The 17,751-nt window shown below is 67.6% G+C and carries 17 protein-coding genes; 12 read left to right on the top strand and 5 right to left on the bottom strand.

The window, feature by feature from the left end:
- Positions 1 to 3 precede the first annotated feature (3 nt).
- The 6 genes from ASD05_RS04110 to ASD05_RS04085 all read left to right on the top strand — a co-directional run bounded on the left by ASD05_RS04110 (position 4) and on the right by ASD05_RS04085 (position 5,817).
- Positions 4 to 1,065, top strand: coding sequence for an ABC transporter permease (locus tag ASD05_RS04110; protein ID WP_056588062.1), 1,062 nt, complete (start codon positions 4 to 6; stop codon positions 1,063 to 1,065).
- Positions 1,062 to 1,985, top strand: a complete 924-nt coding sequence (locus ASD05_RS04105) for an ABC transporter permease (protein ID WP_056588058.1) — start codon at positions 1,062 to 1,064, stop codon at positions 1,983 to 1,985. The genes ASD05_RS04110 and ASD05_RS04105 overlap by 4 nt, the downstream gene beginning before the upstream one ends.
- 5 nt (positions 1,986 to 1,990) lie before the next feature.
- Positions 1,991 to 2,677, top strand: coding sequence for a cysteine hydrolase family protein (locus tag ASD05_RS04100; RefSeq protein WP_056588055.1), 687 nt, complete (start codon positions 1,991 to 1,993; stop codon positions 2,675 to 2,677).
- Between the two features lie 100 nt (positions 2,678 to 2,777).
- On the top strand, positions 2,778 to 4,349 hold the full coding sequence (locus ASD05_RS04095) for an ABC transporter ATP-binding protein (RefSeq protein ID WP_056588051.1): 1,572 nt from the start codon (positions 2,778 to 2,780) through the stop codon (positions 4,347 to 4,349).
- Positions 4,350 to 4,369: 20 nt separating this feature from the next.
- Positions 4,370 to 5,044, top strand: a complete 675-nt coding sequence (locus ASD05_RS04090) for a cysteine hydrolase family protein (protein WP_056588049.1) — start codon at positions 4,370 to 4,372, stop codon at positions 5,042 to 5,044.
- A 29-nt stretch (positions 5,045 to 5,073) separates the two neighbouring features.
- Positions 5,074 to 5,817, top strand: a complete 744-nt coding sequence (locus ASD05_RS04085) for a GntR family transcriptional regulator (protein ID WP_200955383.1) — start codon at positions 5,074 to 5,076, stop codon at positions 5,815 to 5,817.
- Here the strand turns inward: ASD05_RS04085 and ASD05_RS04080 are convergent, their stop codons facing one another.
- Entirely contained in the window at positions 5,818 to 6,621 is an 804-nt protein-coding gene (locus ASD05_RS04080) for an exodeoxyribonuclease III (protein ID WP_056588046.1), read from the bottom strand. It lies immediately after the preceding gene.
- Positions 6,622 to 6,633: 12 nt separating this feature from the next.
- Between ASD05_RS04080 and pyrE the strand changes: the two genes are divergently transcribed.
- Both pyrE and ASD05_RS04070 read left to right on the top strand, forming a co-directional pair.
- The gene (gene pyrE / locus ASD05_RS04075) at positions 6,634 to 7,317 is read left to right on the top strand and encodes an orotate phosphoribosyltransferase (protein WP_007838033.1); all 684 of its coding nucleotides are present in this window, start codon (positions 6,634 to 6,636) and stop codon (positions 7,315 to 7,317) included.
- Positions 7,318 to 7,331: 14 nt separating this feature from the next.
- Entirely contained in the window at positions 7,332 to 8,024 is a 693-nt protein-coding gene (locus ASD05_RS04070) for a DUF4124 domain-containing protein (protein WP_056588042.1), read from the top strand.
- Positions 8,025 to 8,064: 40 nt separating this feature from the next.
- Here the strand turns inward: ASD05_RS04070 and gatB are convergent, their stop codons facing one another.
- The 3 genes from gatB to gatC are packed head-to-tail and all read right to left on the bottom strand — an operon-like array spanning position 8,065 to position 11,367.
- Positions 8,065 to 9,555, bottom strand: a complete 1,491-nt coding sequence (gene gatB / locus ASD05_RS04065; RefSeq protein ID WP_056588039.1) for an Asp-tRNA(Asn)/Glu-tRNA(Gln) amidotransferase subunit GatB — start codon at positions 9,553 to 9,555, stop codon at positions 8,065 to 8,067.
- A gap of 1 nt (position 9,556) precedes the next feature.
- Positions 9,557 to 11,068, bottom strand: coding sequence for an Asp-tRNA(Asn)/Glu-tRNA(Gln) amidotransferase subunit GatA (gatA, locus tag ASD05_RS04060; protein WP_056588036.1), 1,512 nt, complete (start codon positions 11,066 to 11,068; stop codon positions 9,557 to 9,559).
- Positions 11,068 to 11,367 carry an Asp-tRNA(Asn)/Glu-tRNA(Gln) amidotransferase subunit GatC gene (gene gatC, locus ASD05_RS04055; protein WP_056588033.1) on the bottom strand — a complete coding sequence of 100 codons (300 nt, stop codon included), beginning with the start codon at positions 11,365 to 11,367 and terminating at the stop codon, positions 11,068 to 11,070. The genes gatA and gatC overlap by 1 nt, the downstream gene beginning before the upstream one ends.
- 215 nt (positions 11,368 to 11,582) lie before the next feature.
- Between gatC and ASD05_RS04050 the strand changes: the two genes are divergently transcribed.
- The 4 genes from ASD05_RS04050 (at position 11,583) to mrdA (ending at position 16,337) form a co-directional block, all read left to right on the top strand.
- Positions 11,583 to 12,626, top strand: coding sequence for a rod shape-determining protein (locus ASD05_RS04050; protein ID WP_007833435.1), 1,044 nt, complete (start codon positions 11,583 to 11,585; stop codon positions 12,624 to 12,626).
- Positions 12,627 to 12,712: 86 nt separating this feature from the next.
- Entirely contained in the window at positions 12,713 to 13,672 is a 960-nt protein-coding gene (mreC, locus tag ASD05_RS04045) for a rod shape-determining protein MreC (RefSeq protein ID WP_056588030.1), read from the top strand.
- Positions 13,669 to 14,190 carry a rod shape-determining protein MreD gene (mreD, locus tag ASD05_RS04040; RefSeq protein ID WP_056588027.1) on the top strand — a complete coding sequence of 174 codons (522 nt, stop codon included), beginning with the start codon at positions 13,669 to 13,671 and terminating at the stop codon, positions 14,188 to 14,190. Before mreC ends, mreD begins: the two co-directional genes overlap by 4 nt.
- A 176-nt stretch (positions 14,191 to 14,366) precedes the next feature.
- Complete coding sequence (mrdA, locus tag ASD05_RS04035) at positions 14,367 to 16,337, top strand: penicillin-binding protein 2 (RefSeq protein ID WP_056588025.1); 1,971 nt, start codon at positions 14,367 to 14,369, stop codon at positions 16,335 to 16,337.
- Between the two features lie 138 nt (positions 16,338 to 16,475).
- Here mrdA and fahA read toward each other — a convergent pair whose 3' ends face one another.
- Positions 16,476 to 17,741, bottom strand: a complete 1,266-nt coding sequence (gene fahA, locus ASD05_RS04030; RefSeq protein WP_056588021.1) for a fumarylacetoacetase — start codon at positions 17,739 to 17,741, stop codon at positions 16,476 to 16,478.
- Positions 17,742 to 17,751: the final 10 nt, after the last annotated feature.

The following is a 17,751-nucleotide window of genomic DNA, read 5'->3' as shown; positions in this document are numbered from 1 at the left end:
GTCATGCGCCACGCACTGAGGGAATTCGCGCTGCCGGTCTTCGCCATTGCGGCGGCGCTGCTGCTGTTCGGCCTGCTGGTGGCGTTCGCGGGCGTCGATCCGGTGGAGGTCTGGGTCACGCTGTTCAAGGGCGCATTCGGCGACTGGTTCTCCTGGCAGAACACGCTGCAGCGCGCCGCACCATTGATGCTCACCGCGCTGTGCGTGGCGCTGCCCGCGCGCGCCGGGCTCATCGTCATCGGCGGCGAGGGCGCGCTGGTGCTGGGTGGACTGGCCTGCGCCGCGCTCGCGCATGCGGTGCCGCTGCCCGCCAACGCCGTCGGCACGGTGTTCGTCTGCATCGCGGGCGCCGTGGCCGGCGCGCTCTGGATCGTGCTCGCGGGCTGGCTGCGTCAGTACCGGGGCATCAACGAGACCATCAGCAGCCTGCTGCTGGCCTACATCGCCATCGGCATCTTCAAGCACCTGGTCGAAGGGCCGCTGCGCGATCCGGCGAGCCTGAACAAGCCCTCCACCTACGCATTGAACGACGGACTGCTGATCGGCGGCATTGCCGGGTCCGACGTGCACTGGGGGCTGGTGATCGGCGTCGTGGCCTGCCTGGGGCTCGGGTGGTGGCTGCGTGCCACGGCCTCGGGCTTCTCGGTACGCGTGGTGGGCGGCAATCCGCGCACTGCGCAACTCGTCGGGCTGCCGGCCACGCGGCTCATTCTCTCGGCCTGTGGACTCGGCGGTGCCTGCGCGGGGCTCGCGGGTGCGGTCGAGGTGGCGGCGGTGCACACCAGCGCCAATGCCTCGCTGATCGCGGGCTACGGCTATGCGGGCATCCTGGTGTCGTTCATCGCGCGGCACAACCCGGTGGCCATCGTGCCGGTGGCCATTTTGTTCGGTGGCTTCGGCGCGGCAGGCAGCCTGCTGCAGCGCCGGCTCGGCCTGCCCGATGCGTCGGTGCTGGTGCTGCAGGGCATCGCCTTCGTGCTGATCCTCGCGAGCGAAGGGCTGCGCATGGTCGACTGGAAGAAGTTCGGCGACCGCATGTTGCCCGAGGCCAGGAGCTACGCATGACCGCCGACCAATGGATCGCACTGGTCGCCGGCCTCGTCGGCGGCGCGTTGCGCGTGGGCGCGCCATTCCTGTTCGTGAGCCTGGGCGAGTGCCTCACCGAGAAATCGGGTCGCATCAATCTCGGGCTCGAAGGCGTTCTGGTGCTCTCGGCGATGGCGGCGTTCGGCGGCGCGTACCTCACCGATTCGGCCTGGCTCGGCGTGCTGATCGGCGCGATGGCGGGCGCATTGCTCGCGCTGCTGCACGGCCTGCTGTGCTCGCTCGACCGCGTGAACGATGTGGCGACCGGTATCGCATTGATGCTGCTGGGCACCGGGCTCGCCTTCTACCTGGGCAAGCCGCTGATTCAGCCGCAGGCGCCGCAGCTCCCCGCCATTGCGCTGGGCTTCTGGAGCGACAACAACGTGGTGCGCTCTGCGCTGCAGCTCAATGCGCTGGTGCCCATCGGCGTGGCGCTCGCGGTGCTGCTGTGGTGGGGCTTTGCGCGCACGCGCGCCGGTCTGCTGGTGCGCATGGCGGGCGACTCGGCGCAGGCGACGCGCGCGCTGGGCTACTCGGTGTCGGGCCTGCGCATCGCGGCGACCACGGCGGGTGGTTTCATCGCCGGGCTCGGCGGCGCATCGCTCACGCTGTTCTATCCGGGCAGCTGGAACGAAGGCATCTCCAGCGGCCAGGGCCTGATCGCCGTCGCGCTCGTGATCTTCGCGCGCTGGAGCCCGCTGCGCTGTGTGGGTGCGGCGCTGTTGTTCGGTGGCGCAGGCGCCATCGGGCCGGCGCTGCAGTCCATCGGCATCGGCTGGGGCTACCACCTCTTCAACACCGTTCCGTATGTGCTCACGCTGGTGATCCTGGTGTTCACCTGCAAGCCGGGCGCCGTGGCCGCCGGTAGTCCCGGCGAGCTTTCATCGACAAGGAGCTGAATGCCATGACGACAACCATCGCCGCCGAGCCCTACGCCTGGCCCTACAACGCAAACCTGCGGCCCGACAACACAGCGCTCATCGTCATCGACATGCAGACCGACTTCTGCGGCAAGGGCGGGTATGTCGACGTGATGGGCTACGACCTGTCGCTGGTGCAGGCGCCCATCCAGCCGATCGCGCGCACGCTGGCGGCGCTGCGGCCATTGGGCTTTCACATCATCCACACGCGTGAAGGCCATCGGCCCGACCTCGCGGACCTGCCGGCCAACAAGCGCTGGCGCTCGCGGCAGATTGGCGCGAATGGCGTGGGAATCGGCGACGACGGGCCGTGCGGCCGCATCCTGATTCGCGGTGAGCCCGGCTGGGAGATCATTCCCGAACTGGCGCCGTTGCCGGGCGAGGTCGTGATCGACAAGCCCGGCAAGGGCTCGTTCTATGCGACGGATCTCGAGCTCATCCTGCGCACGCGCGGCATCGAGAACCTCATCCTCGCGGGCATCACCACCGACGTGTGCGTGCACACCACGATGCGCGATGCGAACGACCGCGGGTTCGAATGCCTGCTGCTGTCGGACTGCACTGCGGCCACCGACCATGGCAACCATCTGGCGGCGTTGAAGATGATCACGATGCAGGGCGGCGTGTTTGGTGCGCATGCCACTTCGCAGGCATTGCTGGCGGCGGTATGAGATCTGTTGTGTCTCTTTCGGGGCGCGATCCCGCCGACGGGGGACATTCGCGGAGGGGAGTACCCGGTGGCCTGTGCACGCGCCCTGAACGGACCCTGATATGAGCGCCACCCCGTCCCACGCCATCGGCGGACTCCCTGCAGGCAGCGGCGCACTCGCGCTCGACACCTACGAGCTCACCAAGCGCTTCGGCGCCTTCACCGCGATGGACCGCGTGACGATGCGCGTCGAGCCCGGCACGGTGCATGCGCTGCTCGGCGAGAACGGCGCGGGCAAGAGCACGCTGGTGAAGTGCGTGGCCGGTTTCCAGCGCGCGGAGGAGGGCAGCATCCTCATCGACGGCCGCGAGCAAGACATCGCCAACCCCATCGTCGCGCGCGCGCTGGGCATCGGCATGGTCTACCAGCACTTCACGCTGGCACCGGGCATGACGGTGGCGGAGAACCTGCTGCTCGCGGGCGGCAAGACACCGGCGCTGATCGACTGGAAAACGAAGCGCGCGGAGCTGAAGGCATTTCTTGCGACCACACCTTTCAGCCTCGACCTCGACGTGCGTCCGTCCGAGCTTGCGGCGGGCGAGAAGCAGAAGCTCGAATTGCTCAAGCAGCTGTACCTGAAGCCGCGCCTGCTGATCCTCGACGAGCCCACCTCGGTGCTCACGCCGCAGGAGGCCGACGAGGTGCTGGGCCACGTGCGCGAGTTCGCGCGCAGCGGCCAGTGCACCGTGCTCATCATCACGCACAAGTTCCGCGAGGTGATGGCCTATGCGGACAGCGTGACGGTGCTGCGAAGGGGCAAGGCGGTGCATCACTGCCGCGTGACGGACACCAGCCCCGCGCAGTTGGCGCAGGCCATGATGGGCGGCGAGCAGGCCGCGTCGTCGGCGCAAGCCCCCGCTGCGAGGAAGCCCGTGCCTGCCAATGCATCGGTCGCATTGAATGTCGAAGGCCTCAAGGCGCAGGGCGACCGCGGCACGCTGGCGCTGCATGACCTGAGCCTGTCGGTGCGCGCGGGAGAAATCCTCGGCGTGGCCGGCGTCTCCGGCAACGGACAGCGCGAGCTTGTCGAGGCGCTGGTCGGCCAGCGTCCGCGCATGGCCGGCAGGGTCAGCGTGATGGGGCAACCCTACGATGCACACCGCGCGGAGAACCGCGAGCTCAAGGTCCGGAGTCTCCCCGAAGAGCCGTTGCGCAATGCGTGCGTCGGCGACCTCAGCGTTGCGGAGAACATGGCACTGCGGGATTTCGATCAACCGCCATTGTCGCGAGGCGGCGTGCTGAGCTTTCCTTGCTGGCGCAGCCGTGCGCGCGAGTGGATTGCCGAGTACGGCGTCAAGACGCAGGGCGAGGGCGCGCCGATACGCAGCCTGTCCGGCGGCAACGTGCAGCGCGCCGTGCTGGCGCGGGAACTGGCGGGCGACATCAATGTGCTGATTGCGGCCAACCCCGTGTTCGGGCTGGACTTCGCAGCCGTCGCGGAAATCCATTCGCGCATCGTGCAGGTGCGGGAGAAGGGCGGGGCGGTGCTGCTGATCAGCGAAGACCTCGACGAGTTGCTGGAGCTTGCAGACCGCATCGTCGTGATGAGCGAAGGGCAGATCGTGTTCGAGACCTCGGCTGCCGGTGCGGAAAGACACGTGATCGGAGCCCACATGGGTGGCGGGCATCACTAGCCTTTGAAGCGAGAACCGACATGCGAATAGAAGAAGCCAACCCCTTTTCCTACGAATTCGACGTGGCCAGCACGGCGCTGGTCCTCATCGACATGCAGCGCGACTTCATCGAGCCCGGCGGCTTCGGTGAAACGCTGGGCAACGACGTGTCGCTGCTCGAAGCGATCGTTCCCGCGACGAATGCCGCTCTTGCGGCGTGGCGCAAAGCCGGCGGCCTGGTGGTGCACACCCGCGAAGCGCACAAGGCGGACCTCTCGGACTGCCCACCCGCCAAGCGCAACCGCGGCAAGCCTACATTGCGCATCGGCGACGAAGGCCCGATGGGCCGCATCCTCGTGGCCGGCGAGCCCGGCAACCAGATCATCGATGCGCTTGCGCCGATCGACGGCGAGCTCGTCATCGACAAGCCCGGCAAGGGCGCGTTCTATGCCACCGGCCTGCACGAAGTGCTGCAGCAGCGCGGCATCACCCACCTGCTGTTCGGCGGCGTCACCACCGAGGTCTGCGTGCAGACCAGCATGCGCGAAGCCAACGACCGCGGCTACGACAGCCTGCTGCTCGAAGATTGCACCGAAAGCTATTTCCCGGCATTCAAGGCGGCGACGCTCGACATGGTGCGCGCCCAGGGCGCCATCGTCGGCTGGACCGCGCCGAGCGCCGCGCTGCTCGCGGCGCTGAATGGCAACCCTTCGTGACGCTGGCGCCAGCGACTACCATTCCACACGTGTCTACCGTCCGAACCCGCCCCGCGCCTCCCGTCCCCGCCGCCGATCCGGCCGTTTTCCGCACGCGGGCCGACGAGGTCTACGCGCAGCTCAAGCGCGACGTGGCCGACTTCATCCTCGTGCCCGGCGACCGCTTCACCGAGAACGAAATCAGCGAGCGGCTGGGCGTGTCGCGCACGCCGATCCGGCAGGCGCTGTTCCGGTTGCAGCAGGAGGGTTTCGTCGAAGTGCTGTTTCGCAGCGGCTGGCGCGTGCTGCCCTTCGACTTCGACCAGTTCGAGCAGCTCTACGACCTTCGCATGGTGCTGGAGACCACCGCAGTGCACCGGCTGTGCGAAACCGACCGCCACATCGACCGCAGCCTGCTCGACGCGCTGGCCAGCATCTGGCTGGTGCCTGCGGCGCAGCGCAGCGCCGACATGGCGCAAGTGGCGCAGTGGGACGAAGCCTTCCACTGCGCGCTCGTGGCGGCCGCCGGCAATGCCGAGATGGCGCGCGTGCACCGCGACGTGACCGACCGCATCCGCATCATCCGCCGGCTCGACTTCACCAAGCAGCCGCGCATCGACGCTACCTACGACGAGCACGCGAAGATCCTGAAGGCCATCCGCGCGAACCGCGGCGACCAGGCGGCGATGCTGCTGCGGGCGCACATCGAGACCAGCCAGGCCGAGGTGCGCAAGATCACGCTGCACCAGGTGCATCTGGCGCGGCACGCAGGCAAGGCCGCGGGGCCGCGCTGATCAGAGCTTGAAGTCGTACTCGACCGTGATCGGCGCGTGATCGCTGAACTTGATGGTCTTGAAGATCTGTTCGGTGCGTGCGAGCGCGGCGGTCTTTGGCGTAGCCAGGTGGTAGTCGAGCCGCCATCCCACGTTGTTCGCGTAGGCCTGGCCGCGGTTGCTCCACCAGGTGTAGGCCTCGGCGGTGGTGTCGGGCTTGAGCATGCGGTACACGTCCACCAGGCCCGCGCCGTCGGCGCCGGCGTCGAGCAGCTTCGTCATCCAGGCGCGCTCCTCGGGCAGGAAGCCGCTGTTCTTCTGGTTGCCGCGCCAGTTCTTCAGGTCGATCTCTTTATGCGCGATGTTGATGTCGCCGCACAGCACGAACTCGCGCTCCTTCTTCAGCGCCACCAGGTGCGGGAAGAAGCCCTTGAGGAAGCGGAACTTGGCCTCCTGCCGCTCCTCGCCCGAACTGCCGCTCGGGAAGTAGCAGCTGATGACGGAGAACTTTCGCTTGGGCGTGTCGAAGCGCAGTTCTAGATACCGGCCCTCAGCGTCGAACTCGGCGTCGCCCCAGCCCACCACGACCTGGCTCGGAGCGTGCTTGGTGTAGACGGCGGTGCCGGCGTAGCCTTTCTTTTCGGCGAAGTGGAAATGGCCCTTGAGGCCGGCCATTTCCTCGAACCGGCCCTCGATGTCGCTGGCCTGGACGCGGATCTCCTGCATGCAAATACAATCCGGCGCAAGTTCGGCCACCCAGTCGGCCACGCCTTTGGTAGCGGCCGAACGCAGGCCATTGAGATTGAGACTGGTCAGTTTGAACACAAGGAATTCCCGATGGCTGTAGATGGTGAGAAAAGCAGCGCGGTTGCACAGGACTTCGTCCAGTTCGCCCTGGATGCCGGCGTGCTGCGCTTTGGCGAATTCAAGACCAAGGCCGGCCGGATGAGCCCGTATTTCTTCAATTCGGGGCTCTTCGACGACGGCGGCAAGATCGCCCGGCTCGCCGGATTCTATGCAGACCGGCTGATCGAGAGCGGGCTCGAATTCGACATGATCTTCGGCCCCGCCTACAAGGGCATCCCGCTGGGCGCCACGGTAGCCGCGGAACTCGCGCGGCGCGGACGCAACTACCCCTTTGCCTACAACCGCAAGGAAGCCAAGGCGCACGGCGAAGGCGGCAACCTCGTGGGCGCGCCGCTCAAGGGCCGCGTGCTGATCGTCGACGACGTGATGTCGGCCGGCACCGCGGTGCGCGAGTCGATTGCGGCGATCCAGGCGGCCGGCGCCACGCCACATGCCGTGGCCATCGCGCTCGACCGGCAGGAGAAGGCGACCGAGAACGGCGTCGACGTGGACCACAGCGCCGTGCAGTACGTGCGCAACCAGCTCGGCCTGTCGGTGATCGCCATCGCCACGCTGGACGACCTGCTGAGCTACCTCTCGGGCAATGCCGCGGCCGACCTGGGCGCGCACCGCGAGCGCGTGCTGGCCTACCGCACGCGCTACGGCGCCAGCTGAGGCAAGGCCGCCCGATGCACGACGCAAGCGCCCCTGGTCTGCCGATCCGCCGGTTGGCGTCGGCCTCGCTCTTCCTGGTGGTTGCTTCGTTCTGCGGCGCGCTGCAGGCGCAATCCCCGAAAGTGGAGGGCGCCTCCCCCGGCATCTATACCTGCACCGACGCCCGCGGCCGCACGCTGACCGCCGACAGGCCGATTGCCGAGTGCAGCGACCGCGAGCAGCGCGAACTGAACCCGAGCGGCTCCACCCGCCGCAAGGTCGAGCCGACCTATACCGCGCGCGAACTGCAGGAGCGCGAAGACCGCGCCCGCGAGGCCGCCATCCAGGCCGCGCGCCAGACCGACGAGCGCCGCCGCGAGCGGGCCCTGCTGGTGCGCTACCCCAATGCCGCCACGCACGACCGCGAACGCGCCGAGGCGCTATCACAGATCGACGCAGTGACGCAGGCCGCGAAGAAGCGCATCGCCGAACTCGGCGAAGACCGCAAGAAGATCGACGAGGAGCTCGAGTTCTACAAGCAGGACACGAGCAAAGCGCCGGGCGCGGTGCGCCGCAGGCTCGATGACAACAAGCAGAGCGTGGCGGTGCAGAATCGCTTCATCGGCGAGCAGGAAGAAGAGAAGAAGCGGGTGAATGCGCGCTTCGATGAAGAGCGCACGCGCTTGAAGATGCTCTGGTCGCCGCAGAACGGCGGAAATCCTCGCTGAAACGGCCGGGGCCTTGCGCAAGGCCCCGGGTTTCTTTTGATCAGGCCAGCTTGGCCTTGAGCAGTTCGGTGACCTGCGCGGGGTTCGCCTTGCCGCCGCTGGCCTTCATGACCTGGCCCACAAGCGCGTTGAGCGCTTTTTCCTTGCCGCCGCGGTATTCCTCGACGTTCTTCGCGTTCTTCGCAATCACCTCGTCCAGGATCTTGTCGAGCGCGCCGGTGTCAGCCATCGGCTTCAGGTCCTTGGCCTCGATGATCGCATCGACATCGCTGCCTTCGCCGGTCCACAGCGCTTCGAACACCTGGCGCGCGGCGTTGTTCGGCAGCGTGCCGTCGGCGATGCGCTTCACCAGCTGGGCCAGTTGCCGAGCCTTCACCGGCGCGGCCTCGATGCCGATCTCGGCGGCGTTCAGGCGGCGCGCCATCTCGCCGGTGATCCAGTTGCTCGCGAGCTTGGGCGTGGCGCCCGCGTTCACGGCTTCGTCGAAGTAGCCGGCGAGCGCGGCGCTCTGCGTGAGCTGCGCGGCGTCGTATTCCGACAGGCCGTGGTCGCGCACATAGCGCTCGGCCATCGCGCGCGGCAGCTCGGGCATGGTGGCCTTCACGCGCTCGATCCAGTCGGCCGCGATCACCAGCGGAGGCAGGTCCGGGTCGGGAAAGTAGCGGTAATCGGCCGAGTCTTCCTTGGCGCGCATGGCGCGCGTCTCGCCGGTGTCGGGGTCGAACAGCACCGTGGCCTGCTCGATGGCGCGGCCGTCCTCGATCTCGTCGATCTGCCAGCGGATCTCGTAGTCGATCGCCTGCTGCATGAACTTGAAGCTGTTCAGGTTCTTGATCTCGCGGCGCGTGCCGAGTTTCTCGCCGGGGCGGCGCACCGACACGTTGGCGTCGCAGCGGAAGCTGCCTTCCTGCATGTTGCCGTCGCAGATGCCGATCCAGGTGACGATCTTGTGCAGCTCCTTCGCATAGGCCACGGCCTCGGCGGTGGAGCGCATGTCGGGCTCGGTCACGATCTCCAGCAGCGGCGTGCCGGCGCGGTTCAGGTCGATGCCGCTCTGGCCGACGAAGTCCTCGTGCAGCGACTTGCCCGCGTCTTCCTCGAGGTGGGCGCGCACGAGGCGCACCGTCTTCTGCTCCTCGCGCACGAAGAACGACACCGAGCCGCCCTGCACCACGGGAATCTCGAACTGGCTGATCTGGTAGCCCTTGGGCAGGTCGGGGTAGAAGTAGTTCTTGCGCGCGAACACGCTGCGCGGCGCGATGTGCGAGCCCAGCGCCAGGCCGAGCTTGATGGCGCGTTCGACCGCGCCCTTGTTCATCACGGGCAGCGTGCCGGGCAGCGCGAGGTCGACCGCGCAGGCCTGCGTGTTGGGCTCGGCGCCGAAGGCGGTGGAGGCGCGGCTGAAGATCTTGCTCGCGGTCGACAGCTGGGCGTGCGTCTCGAAGCCGATGATGACTTCATAGCCGCGCACCAGCGGGCCGGTCGGGCGGCCTTGTTGTTGTGCTTCGAATGTGTTCACTGTCTCGCTCATCTCAAAAACCTTCAGGCGTGCGTGCATGCCAGTCGGTGGCCTGCTGGAAGCGGTGCGCTGCGTTCAGCAGCTTCGCTTCGCCGAAGTAGTTGCCGATCAGCTGCAGGCCCACGGGCATGCCGCCGTCGAAGCCAGCAGGCACGCTCATGCCGGGCAGACCGGCGAGCGATGCGGGCAGCGTGAAGATGTCGGCCAGGTAGTCGGCCACGGGGTCGCCGCCGTGTTCGCCGAGCTTCCATGCGGTGGTGGGCGCGGCGGGGCCGGCGATCACGTCGCACTGCTTGAAGGCCTGCTGGAAGTCGTCGGCGATCATGCGGCGCACTTTCTGCGCCTGCAGGTAGTAGGCGTCGTAGTAGCCGTGCGAGAGCACGTAGGTGCCGATCATGATGCGGCGCTTCACTTCGTCGCCGAAGCCTTCGGCGCGTGTGCGTTCGTACATCTGCGTGAGCGCGCTCTTGTCGCTGGCGGGGTCGATGAAGTCCTTGGCGCGGTGGCCGAACTTCACGCCGTCGAAGCGGCTCAGGTTGCTCGAGGCCTCGGCCGCGGCAATGATGTAGTACACGGGAATCGACAGCTCGGTGCGCGGCAGCGTGACCTCGACGCGCTTTGCGCCGAGCTTCTCGTACTGCGAGAGCGCTGCGTCGATGGCCGCGCGCACGCCGGGCGCCACGCCTTCGCCGAAGAACTCCTTCGGCACGCCGATGCGCAGGCCTTCGAGCGAGTCGTTCAGCGAGCGGCCGAAGTTCTCGGCGGGCTTGTCGAGCGAGGTGGAATCGCGGTCCAGGTCGGGGCCGCAGAAGGCCGACAGCAGCAGCGCGCAGTCCTCGGCCGAGCGGGCCATCGGGCCGGCCTGGTCGAGACTCGATGCGAAGGCCACCATGCCGTAGCGCGAGGCGCGGCCGTAGGTGGGCTTGATGCCGGTCACGCCGCAGAACGATGCGGGCTGGCGGATCGAGCCGCCGGTGTCGGTGCCGGTGGCCGCGGGGGCCAGGCGTGCCGCGACGGCCGCTGCGCTGGCGCCGGACGAGCCGCCCGGAATGCGCTCGCGGTTCCACGGGTTCTGCACCGGCACGACCTTGTCGTGGCCCACGGCGGGCACGGCGACGTTCTCGTTGGCCGAGCCCATCGCGAATTCGTCGCAGCTCAGCTTGCCGAGCGTGACCGCGCCGGCTTCGGCCAGGCGGCGCACCACGGTGGCGTCGAAGGGCGAGCGGTAGCCCGCGAGCATCTTCGAGCCGGCGGTGGTGGCGAAATCGGTGGTGACGAAGATGTCCTTGTGCGCGATCGGCACGCCGGCCAGCGCGGGGGCATTGCCCTTGGCGATCAGCGCGTCGGCGGCGCGGGCCTGGGCCAGCGTGACTTCTTCATTGATGTCGACAAAAGTACCCAGCGATTCGTGCGCCTTCATGCGGCCCAGGAACGCCTGCGAGGCTTCGACGGCCGAGACCTTGCGTTCGGCCAGGGCGCGGGCCAGGGCGACCACGCCCATTTGGTGCAATTGTTCGCCGCTCATTATTCGATCACCTTCGGCACGAGGAACAGGCCGGCTTCGACGGCCGGGGCGCTCTTCTGGTTGGCTTCGCGGTTGTTTGGTTCGCTCACCACGTCGTCGCGCAGGCGCAGCGTGATGTCTTCGAGCGCGGCCACGGGATGGGCCAGCGGCTCGACGCCGGTGGTGTCCACGGAACGCATACGTTCGACTAAATCGAAGAAGCCGTTGATCTGGCTGAGCATGCGCTCGCTTTCATCGGAGGCAAGCTGCAGCCTCGCCAGCGAGGCAATGCGCGCAATATCTGAAGCGGAGAGTGACATAGGTCGGGACGGCCAAAAAAAGCGGGGGTAATCGCACGCCGAAACGGGTGCTAATACAGGAATCAGAGGGGATTCGGTTATTATCCCGCCTTTGCCGCAACCCCCGCGAACACGCCGGCTTTTGCGCCAAAAACGATCAATTCACCCCGTCACACGACCCAAAAAATAGAGCGACGACCTGCCGATGCGCAGGCCGTGCTCAGAGGATTCCGCACATGTTTGGAGCTTTCCGTCGGTACTTTTCCACCGACCTTGCGATCGACCTCGGCACCGCCAACACCCTGATATTCGCCCGCAACAAGGGCATCGTGCTGGACGAACCCTCGGTTGTCGCTATCCGCCACGAAGGCGGCCCCCACGGCAAGAAGGTGATCCAGGCCGTCGGCCGCGAAGCCAAGGCCATGCTGGGCAAGGTGCCCGGCAACATCGAGGCGATCCGCCCGATGAAGGACGGCGTGATCGCCGACTTCGTGATCACCGAGCAGATGATCAAGCAGTTCATCAAGATGGTGCACCCGCGCACGCTGCTCACGCCGAGCCCGCGCATCATCATCTGCGTGCCCTGCGGCTCGACCCAGGTCGAGCGCCGCGCCATCAAGGACGCGGCCGAAGCCGCTGGCGCCACCTCCGTCTACCTCATCGAGGAACCCATGGCCGCGGCCATCGGCGCCGGCCTGCCCGTCAGCGAAGCCTCGGGCTCGATGGTGGTGGACATTGGCGGCGGCACCACCGAAGTGGGCGTCATCAGCCTGGGCGGCATGGTCTACAAGGGCTCCGTGCGCGTGGGCGGCGACCGCTTCGACGAAGCCATCATCAACTACATCCGCCGCAACTACGGCATGCTGATCGGCGAGCCGACGGCCGAAGTCATCAAGAAGAACATCGGCTCGGCTTTCCCGGGCTCCGAAGTCAAGGAGATGGAAGTCAAGGGCCGCAACCTGTCCGAAGGCGTGCCGCGCAGCTTCACCATCAGCAGCAACGAAGTGCTGGAAGCCCTGACCGATCCGCTCAACAACATCGTCTCGGCCGTGAAAAACGCGCTGGAACAGACACCGCCCGAGCTGGGCGCCGACATCGCCGAGCGCGGCATGATGCTGACCGGCGGCGGCGCGCTGCTGCGAGACCTCGACCGCCTGCTGGCCGAGGAAACCGGCCTGCCGGTGCTGGTGGCCGAAGACCCGCTGACCTGCGTGGTGCGCGGCTGCGGCATCGCGCTCGAGCGCATGGACCGTCTCGGCAGCATCTTCACGAGCGAGTAAAACGCGAAAGCCATCATCGGCCGGCCTCTGCTTGCGCAGGCCGGCTTTTTGTTATTTGATTCCGCACCACCGCCGGGTCTGAATTCATGCCTCTGGGCACGCTCGATCGCACAGCGCCACCCCTGTTCAACCAGGGGCAGTCGGCACTCAGCAAGCTGATCTTCTTCGGCGCGCTCGCCCTGTTCCTCATGGTGGCCGATTCACGCTTCCGCATCGTGCAGCCGATCCGTGCAGGCATCGGCGCGGTGCTCTACCCGGTGCAATGGGTGGCGATGAAGCCGGTGCAGGCCGTGCTCGGCGGCGGGCGCTATCTCGAAGACTTGCAGACCGCCCAGCGCAACGAGGAAGACGCGCGCAAGGCGCTGATGATGCAGGCCGAACGCGCCGCCCAGGCCGACACGCTGTCGCAGGACAACGCCCGCCTGCGCGAGCTGCTCGAACTGCGCCAGACAACCACGACGCCGGGCCGCGCGGCGGAGGTGCTCTACGACGCGGCCGACCCCTACACCCGCAAGATCGTCATCGACCAGGGCATGACCCAGGGCGTGGCACCCGGCTCGCCGGTGATCGACGCGCGCGGCGTGCTCGGCCAGGTCACGCAGGTGCTGCCCTTCACGAGCGAGGTCACGCTGGTGATCGACCGCGACCTCTCCATTCCCGTGCAGAACACCCGCACCGGTGTGCGCAGCGTGGCCTTCGGCGACGCCTCGGCCCACGGCGGCGGGCTGGAGCTGCGCTTCATGGCCGCCAATGCCGACCTGCAGGAGGGCGACCTGCTCTCCACCAGCGGCGTCGACGGCATCTACCCCGCCGGCCTGCCGGTGGCCAAGATCGAGCGCATCGAGCGCCGCGCCGACTCCGCCTTCGCCCGCATCTACTGCGTGCCGCTGGCCCACGTGACGGCTGCGCGCTATGTGCTGGTGCTCGAACCCACCGGTGCCCCGATGGCGCCACCGCCCGCGCCCGCGGCGGCCACGCAGCGCAAGCGGCCTGAAGGCAAGCCCGGCGCGGGCAAGAACGAGAAGAAGCCGGGAGCGCGCCAATGATCAAGCGTCCCGGCCAGCAGCAGCTCCTGCTGCCCGTCAGCCCCGTCTTCATGTGGTCGAGCCTCATCGTGGCGCTGCTCGTCAACATGATTCCCATCGGCCGCGCCGTCTGGATGCCCGACCTGCTGGCACTGGTGATCGTGTTCTGGGGCGTGCACCAGCCCGCACGCGTGGGCGTCGGCGCGGCCTTCGTGTTCGGGCTGTGCATGGATGTGCACCAGGCCTCGATGCTGGGCCAGCACGCGCTGGCCTATACGACGCTGGGCTTCTTTGCGATCACCATCCACCGGCGCCTGCTCTGGTACCCGGTGGCGTCGCAGGCGCTGCAGGTGCTGCCGCTGTTCGCGCTGTCGCAGCTGATCGAGGTCATCACGCGGATGGTCGGCGGCGGCGTGTTCCCGGGCTGGACGGTGCTGATCTCGCCTGCCATCGAGGCTGCGCTCTGGCCACTGGTCACCGCCTTGCTGCTGGCGCCGCAACGCCGCACCCCGGAACCCGACGAGAACCGTCCGCTATGAGCGCTCCCCCAGGCTTCGCGCACTTCGTGTCGCTTCGCCAACCCCCTCGCCGGGGGCAACACCAGCGGCCGGGCAAAGCCCGTTCCGCCGTGTTTCGCGATGAGTCCGCGCCGCTTCCGTTCGGCTCGGGAGGCGCATTTGCCATCGCACCTGCGCGCGCCTAAGCTCCCTCCGCCATGACCGAAATCCGCAACGTAGCCGCCGACCTTGCGCGCTTCAAGCGCCGCGTGATCGTCATCGGTCTTGCTGTGCTGTTTGCCTTCGGCCTGCTGTGCGCGCGGCTGGTGTACCTGCAGGTCGTGCGCCACGAAGACCTGGCCGAGCAGGCCGAGAGCAATCGCACGGCCATCGTGCCGGTGGTGCCCAACCGGGGCCTGATCCTCGACCGCAACGGCATCGTGCTGGCCTCCAACTACTCGGCCTACACGCTGGAGATCACGCCCTCGAAGGTGGGCGACGTCGAGGAAACCATCGACAGCCTGACCCAGGTGCTCGAAGTCTCGCCGCGCGACCGCCGCCGCTTCAAGCGCCTGCGCGAGGATTCGCGCAGCTTCGACTCCATTCCGATTCGCACCCGCCTGAGCGACGAAGAAGTCGCGCGCTTCGCGGCGCAGCGCTACCGTTTTCCGGGCGTGGAGATCAAGGCGCGCCTGTTCCGCAACTACCCGCAGGGCGAGCTGGCCTCGCACGTGCTCGGCTACATCGGCCGCATCAACCAGCGCGAGAAGACCGCGATGGAAGACTGGGACGAGGAAGACCAGGCCAACTACAAGGGCACCGACTACATCGGCAAGCTCGGCATCGAGCAGAGCTACGAGAAGACGCTGCATGGCCTGACCGGCGTCGAGCAGATGGAAACTTCGGCCGGAGGCCGCGCCGTGCGCCGGCTCGCGAGCCACCCCGCCACGCCGGGCAACACGGTGATGCTGTCGCTCGACATCAAGCTGCAGAAGCTGGTGGAAGACATGTTCGGCGACCGCCGTGGCGCGCTGGTGGCCATCGACCCCAAGACCGGCGAGGTGCTGGCCTTCGTGAGCAAGCCCACCTTCGATCCGAACCTGTTCGTCGAAGGCATCGACAACGAAAGCTGGGCGGCGCTGACCGAGTCCATCGACAAACCGCTGCTGAACCGCGCGCTGCGCGGCACCTACCCGCCCGGCTCGACCTACAAGCCCTTCATGGCGCTCGCCGCACTGCAGACCGGCAAGCGCGGGCCCAGCGTGGTGATCAACGACCCGGGCTATTTCAACTTCGGCGGCCACCGCTTCGGCAGCCCCGAAGGCAACATCGGGGGCGTCGACATGCGCCGCTCGATCCAGCTGTCGAGCAACATCTATTACTACTCGCTGGCCAACGAAATGGGCGTGGACCTGATCCACGACTTCATGAAGCCGCTGGGCTTCGGCCAGATCACCGGCATCGACCTGGGCGGCGAAGTGCGCGGCGTGCTGCCGAGCACCGAGTGGAAGCGCAATACCTACAAGCGGCCCGAGCAGAAAAAATGGTACGCGGGAGAGACCATCTCGCTGGGCATCGGCCAGGGTTACAACGCCTTCACGATGCTGCAGCTCGCGCAGGCCACGTCCATCGTGGCCGACGGGGGCATGAAGCACAAGCCGCACCTCGTGCTGGCCACGCGCAACACGGTGAGCGGACAGGTGGTGCCGCTGCCGCAGCCGCCGGCGGAAAACCTCGGCTTCGCCGCAGCCAACGTGACGGTGGTCCGCGAGGGCCTGACCAGCGTGGTCACCAGCGGCACTGCGCGCAGCGTGTTCGCGGGCGCGGGCTACCAGGCAGCCGGCAAGACAGGTACGGCGCAGGCGGTGACGCAGGCGCAGAACACCAAGTACAACGCGCGCGCACTCGAAGAGCATCAGCGCGACCATGCGCTGTTCATGGCCTTCGCGCCGGTGAACGATCCGAAGATCGCGGTCGCGGTGATCGTGGAAAACGCAGGCTGGGGCGCTGGCGCCGCGGCGCCCATTGCGCGCCGCGTGTTCGACTACTGGTTGATGGACCAATACCCGAGCGAAGCCGACATGGCCGCGATCAAGATCGGCAAGGCCGCCGCGCCGATGGGCAAGCCGCGCGTGGCGAGCGAAGTGGCGTGGCCTGCCGCTGCGGCGGCTCCTGCAGCCGCGCCCTGATCTCTTGCTCCCTCTCCCCCTCCCCCAGGGGAGAGGGTTGGGGTGAGGGTGAGCGGCAATGAAGTCCGCGCGATGTTGCAAGGCCGGCTGCCCTCACCCTGGCCCTCTCCCAGAGGGAGAGGGGACAACGCGGGAGCCTCAGGCTATCGTGCCAGTGACTTCACCCAGGCCGATGCGCACCGCACCGTCACGTTCGCACCAGCCACGCATCACCAGCGTATCCCCGTCCTCCAGGAACGTGCGCTTCTCGCCGTTCGGCAGCGTGATCGGCTGCTTGCCGCCCAGCGTCAGCTCGATCAGCGAGCCCGCCTCGTCGGCCTTGGGGCCCGACAGCGTGCCCGATCCCAGCATGTCGCCCGGCTGCAGGTTGCAGCCGTTCACCGTGTGGTGCGCAACCAGCTGCGCGGCCGTCCAGTAGGCGGCTTCGGTGGTGTTGCCGCGCGTGAGGCGCACGGGCGCCACGCCCTCGGCGCGCATCTTCGCGGTCTGCAGCAGCACTTCGAGCGTGATGTCCAGCGCGCCGCTCTCGCGGTTCGACGCCGAGTCGAGGTACGGCAGCGGCTGCGGGTCTCCGGCGGGGCGCTCGAATTTCGCGCGGAATGGTGCCAGCGCCTCCATCGTCACGATCCAGGGCGACAGCGTGCTCGCGAAGTTCTTCGAGAGGAAGGGGCCGAGCGGCTGGTATTCCCAGGCCTGCAGGTCGCGCGCCGACCAGTCGTTGAGCAGCGTCACGCCGAACAGATGCTCCTCGGCATCGGCGATGGCGATGGGCTCGCCCTGCGCATTGCCGCGACCGATGAAAAAACCCAGTTCCAGCTCGTAGTCCAGCCGCTTCGACGGGCCGAAGCTCGGCGACTCGGCATCGGGCGCCTTGGTCTGGCCCTGCGGGCGCTTGAAGACCTGGCCGCTCACGCCGATGGACGATGCGCGGCCGTGATACCCGATGGGCACCCATTTGTAGTTGGGCATCAGCGGCTGGTCGGGGCGGAACAGCTTGCCGATGGTGGTCGCGTGATGGATGCCCGTGTAGAAGTCGGTGTAGTCGCCGATGCGGCAGGGCACGGTCATCTCAGCCCTGGCCTGCGGCAGCAGCGCCTTCGACCAGGCCGCCTGCCTGTCGCTGCCTTCGGCGAGGCCGGCCGAGATGGCGGCGCGCAGTGCCTGGCGCTCCTTGGTGCCGGCGTTCATCAGGGTGTTCATGTCGTCGGTGTCGACGAGGCCTGCCGCGCGCAGGTCCAGCACCTGGTCGCCGATGGCGACGCCGATGCGGAAGGCTTCATTGCTGCCGGCGGCGCGGAAGCGCCCGAAGGGCAGGTTCTGGATCGGGAAGTCGCAGCCGGCCTCGTTGGCCGATGCGACCCAGCTGCGCAGCTTCGGGTCATGGGTGGCGTTCAGTGCGGTCATGGATGTCTTT

Source organism: Variovorax sp. Root434, assembly GCF_001426595.1.
GTDB lineage: Bacteria > Pseudomonadota > Gammaproteobacteria > Burkholderiales > Burkholderiaceae_C > Variovorax.
Note: the sequence above shows the minus strand (reverse complement) of the source record. Positions and strands in the feature narration are given on the sequence as shown.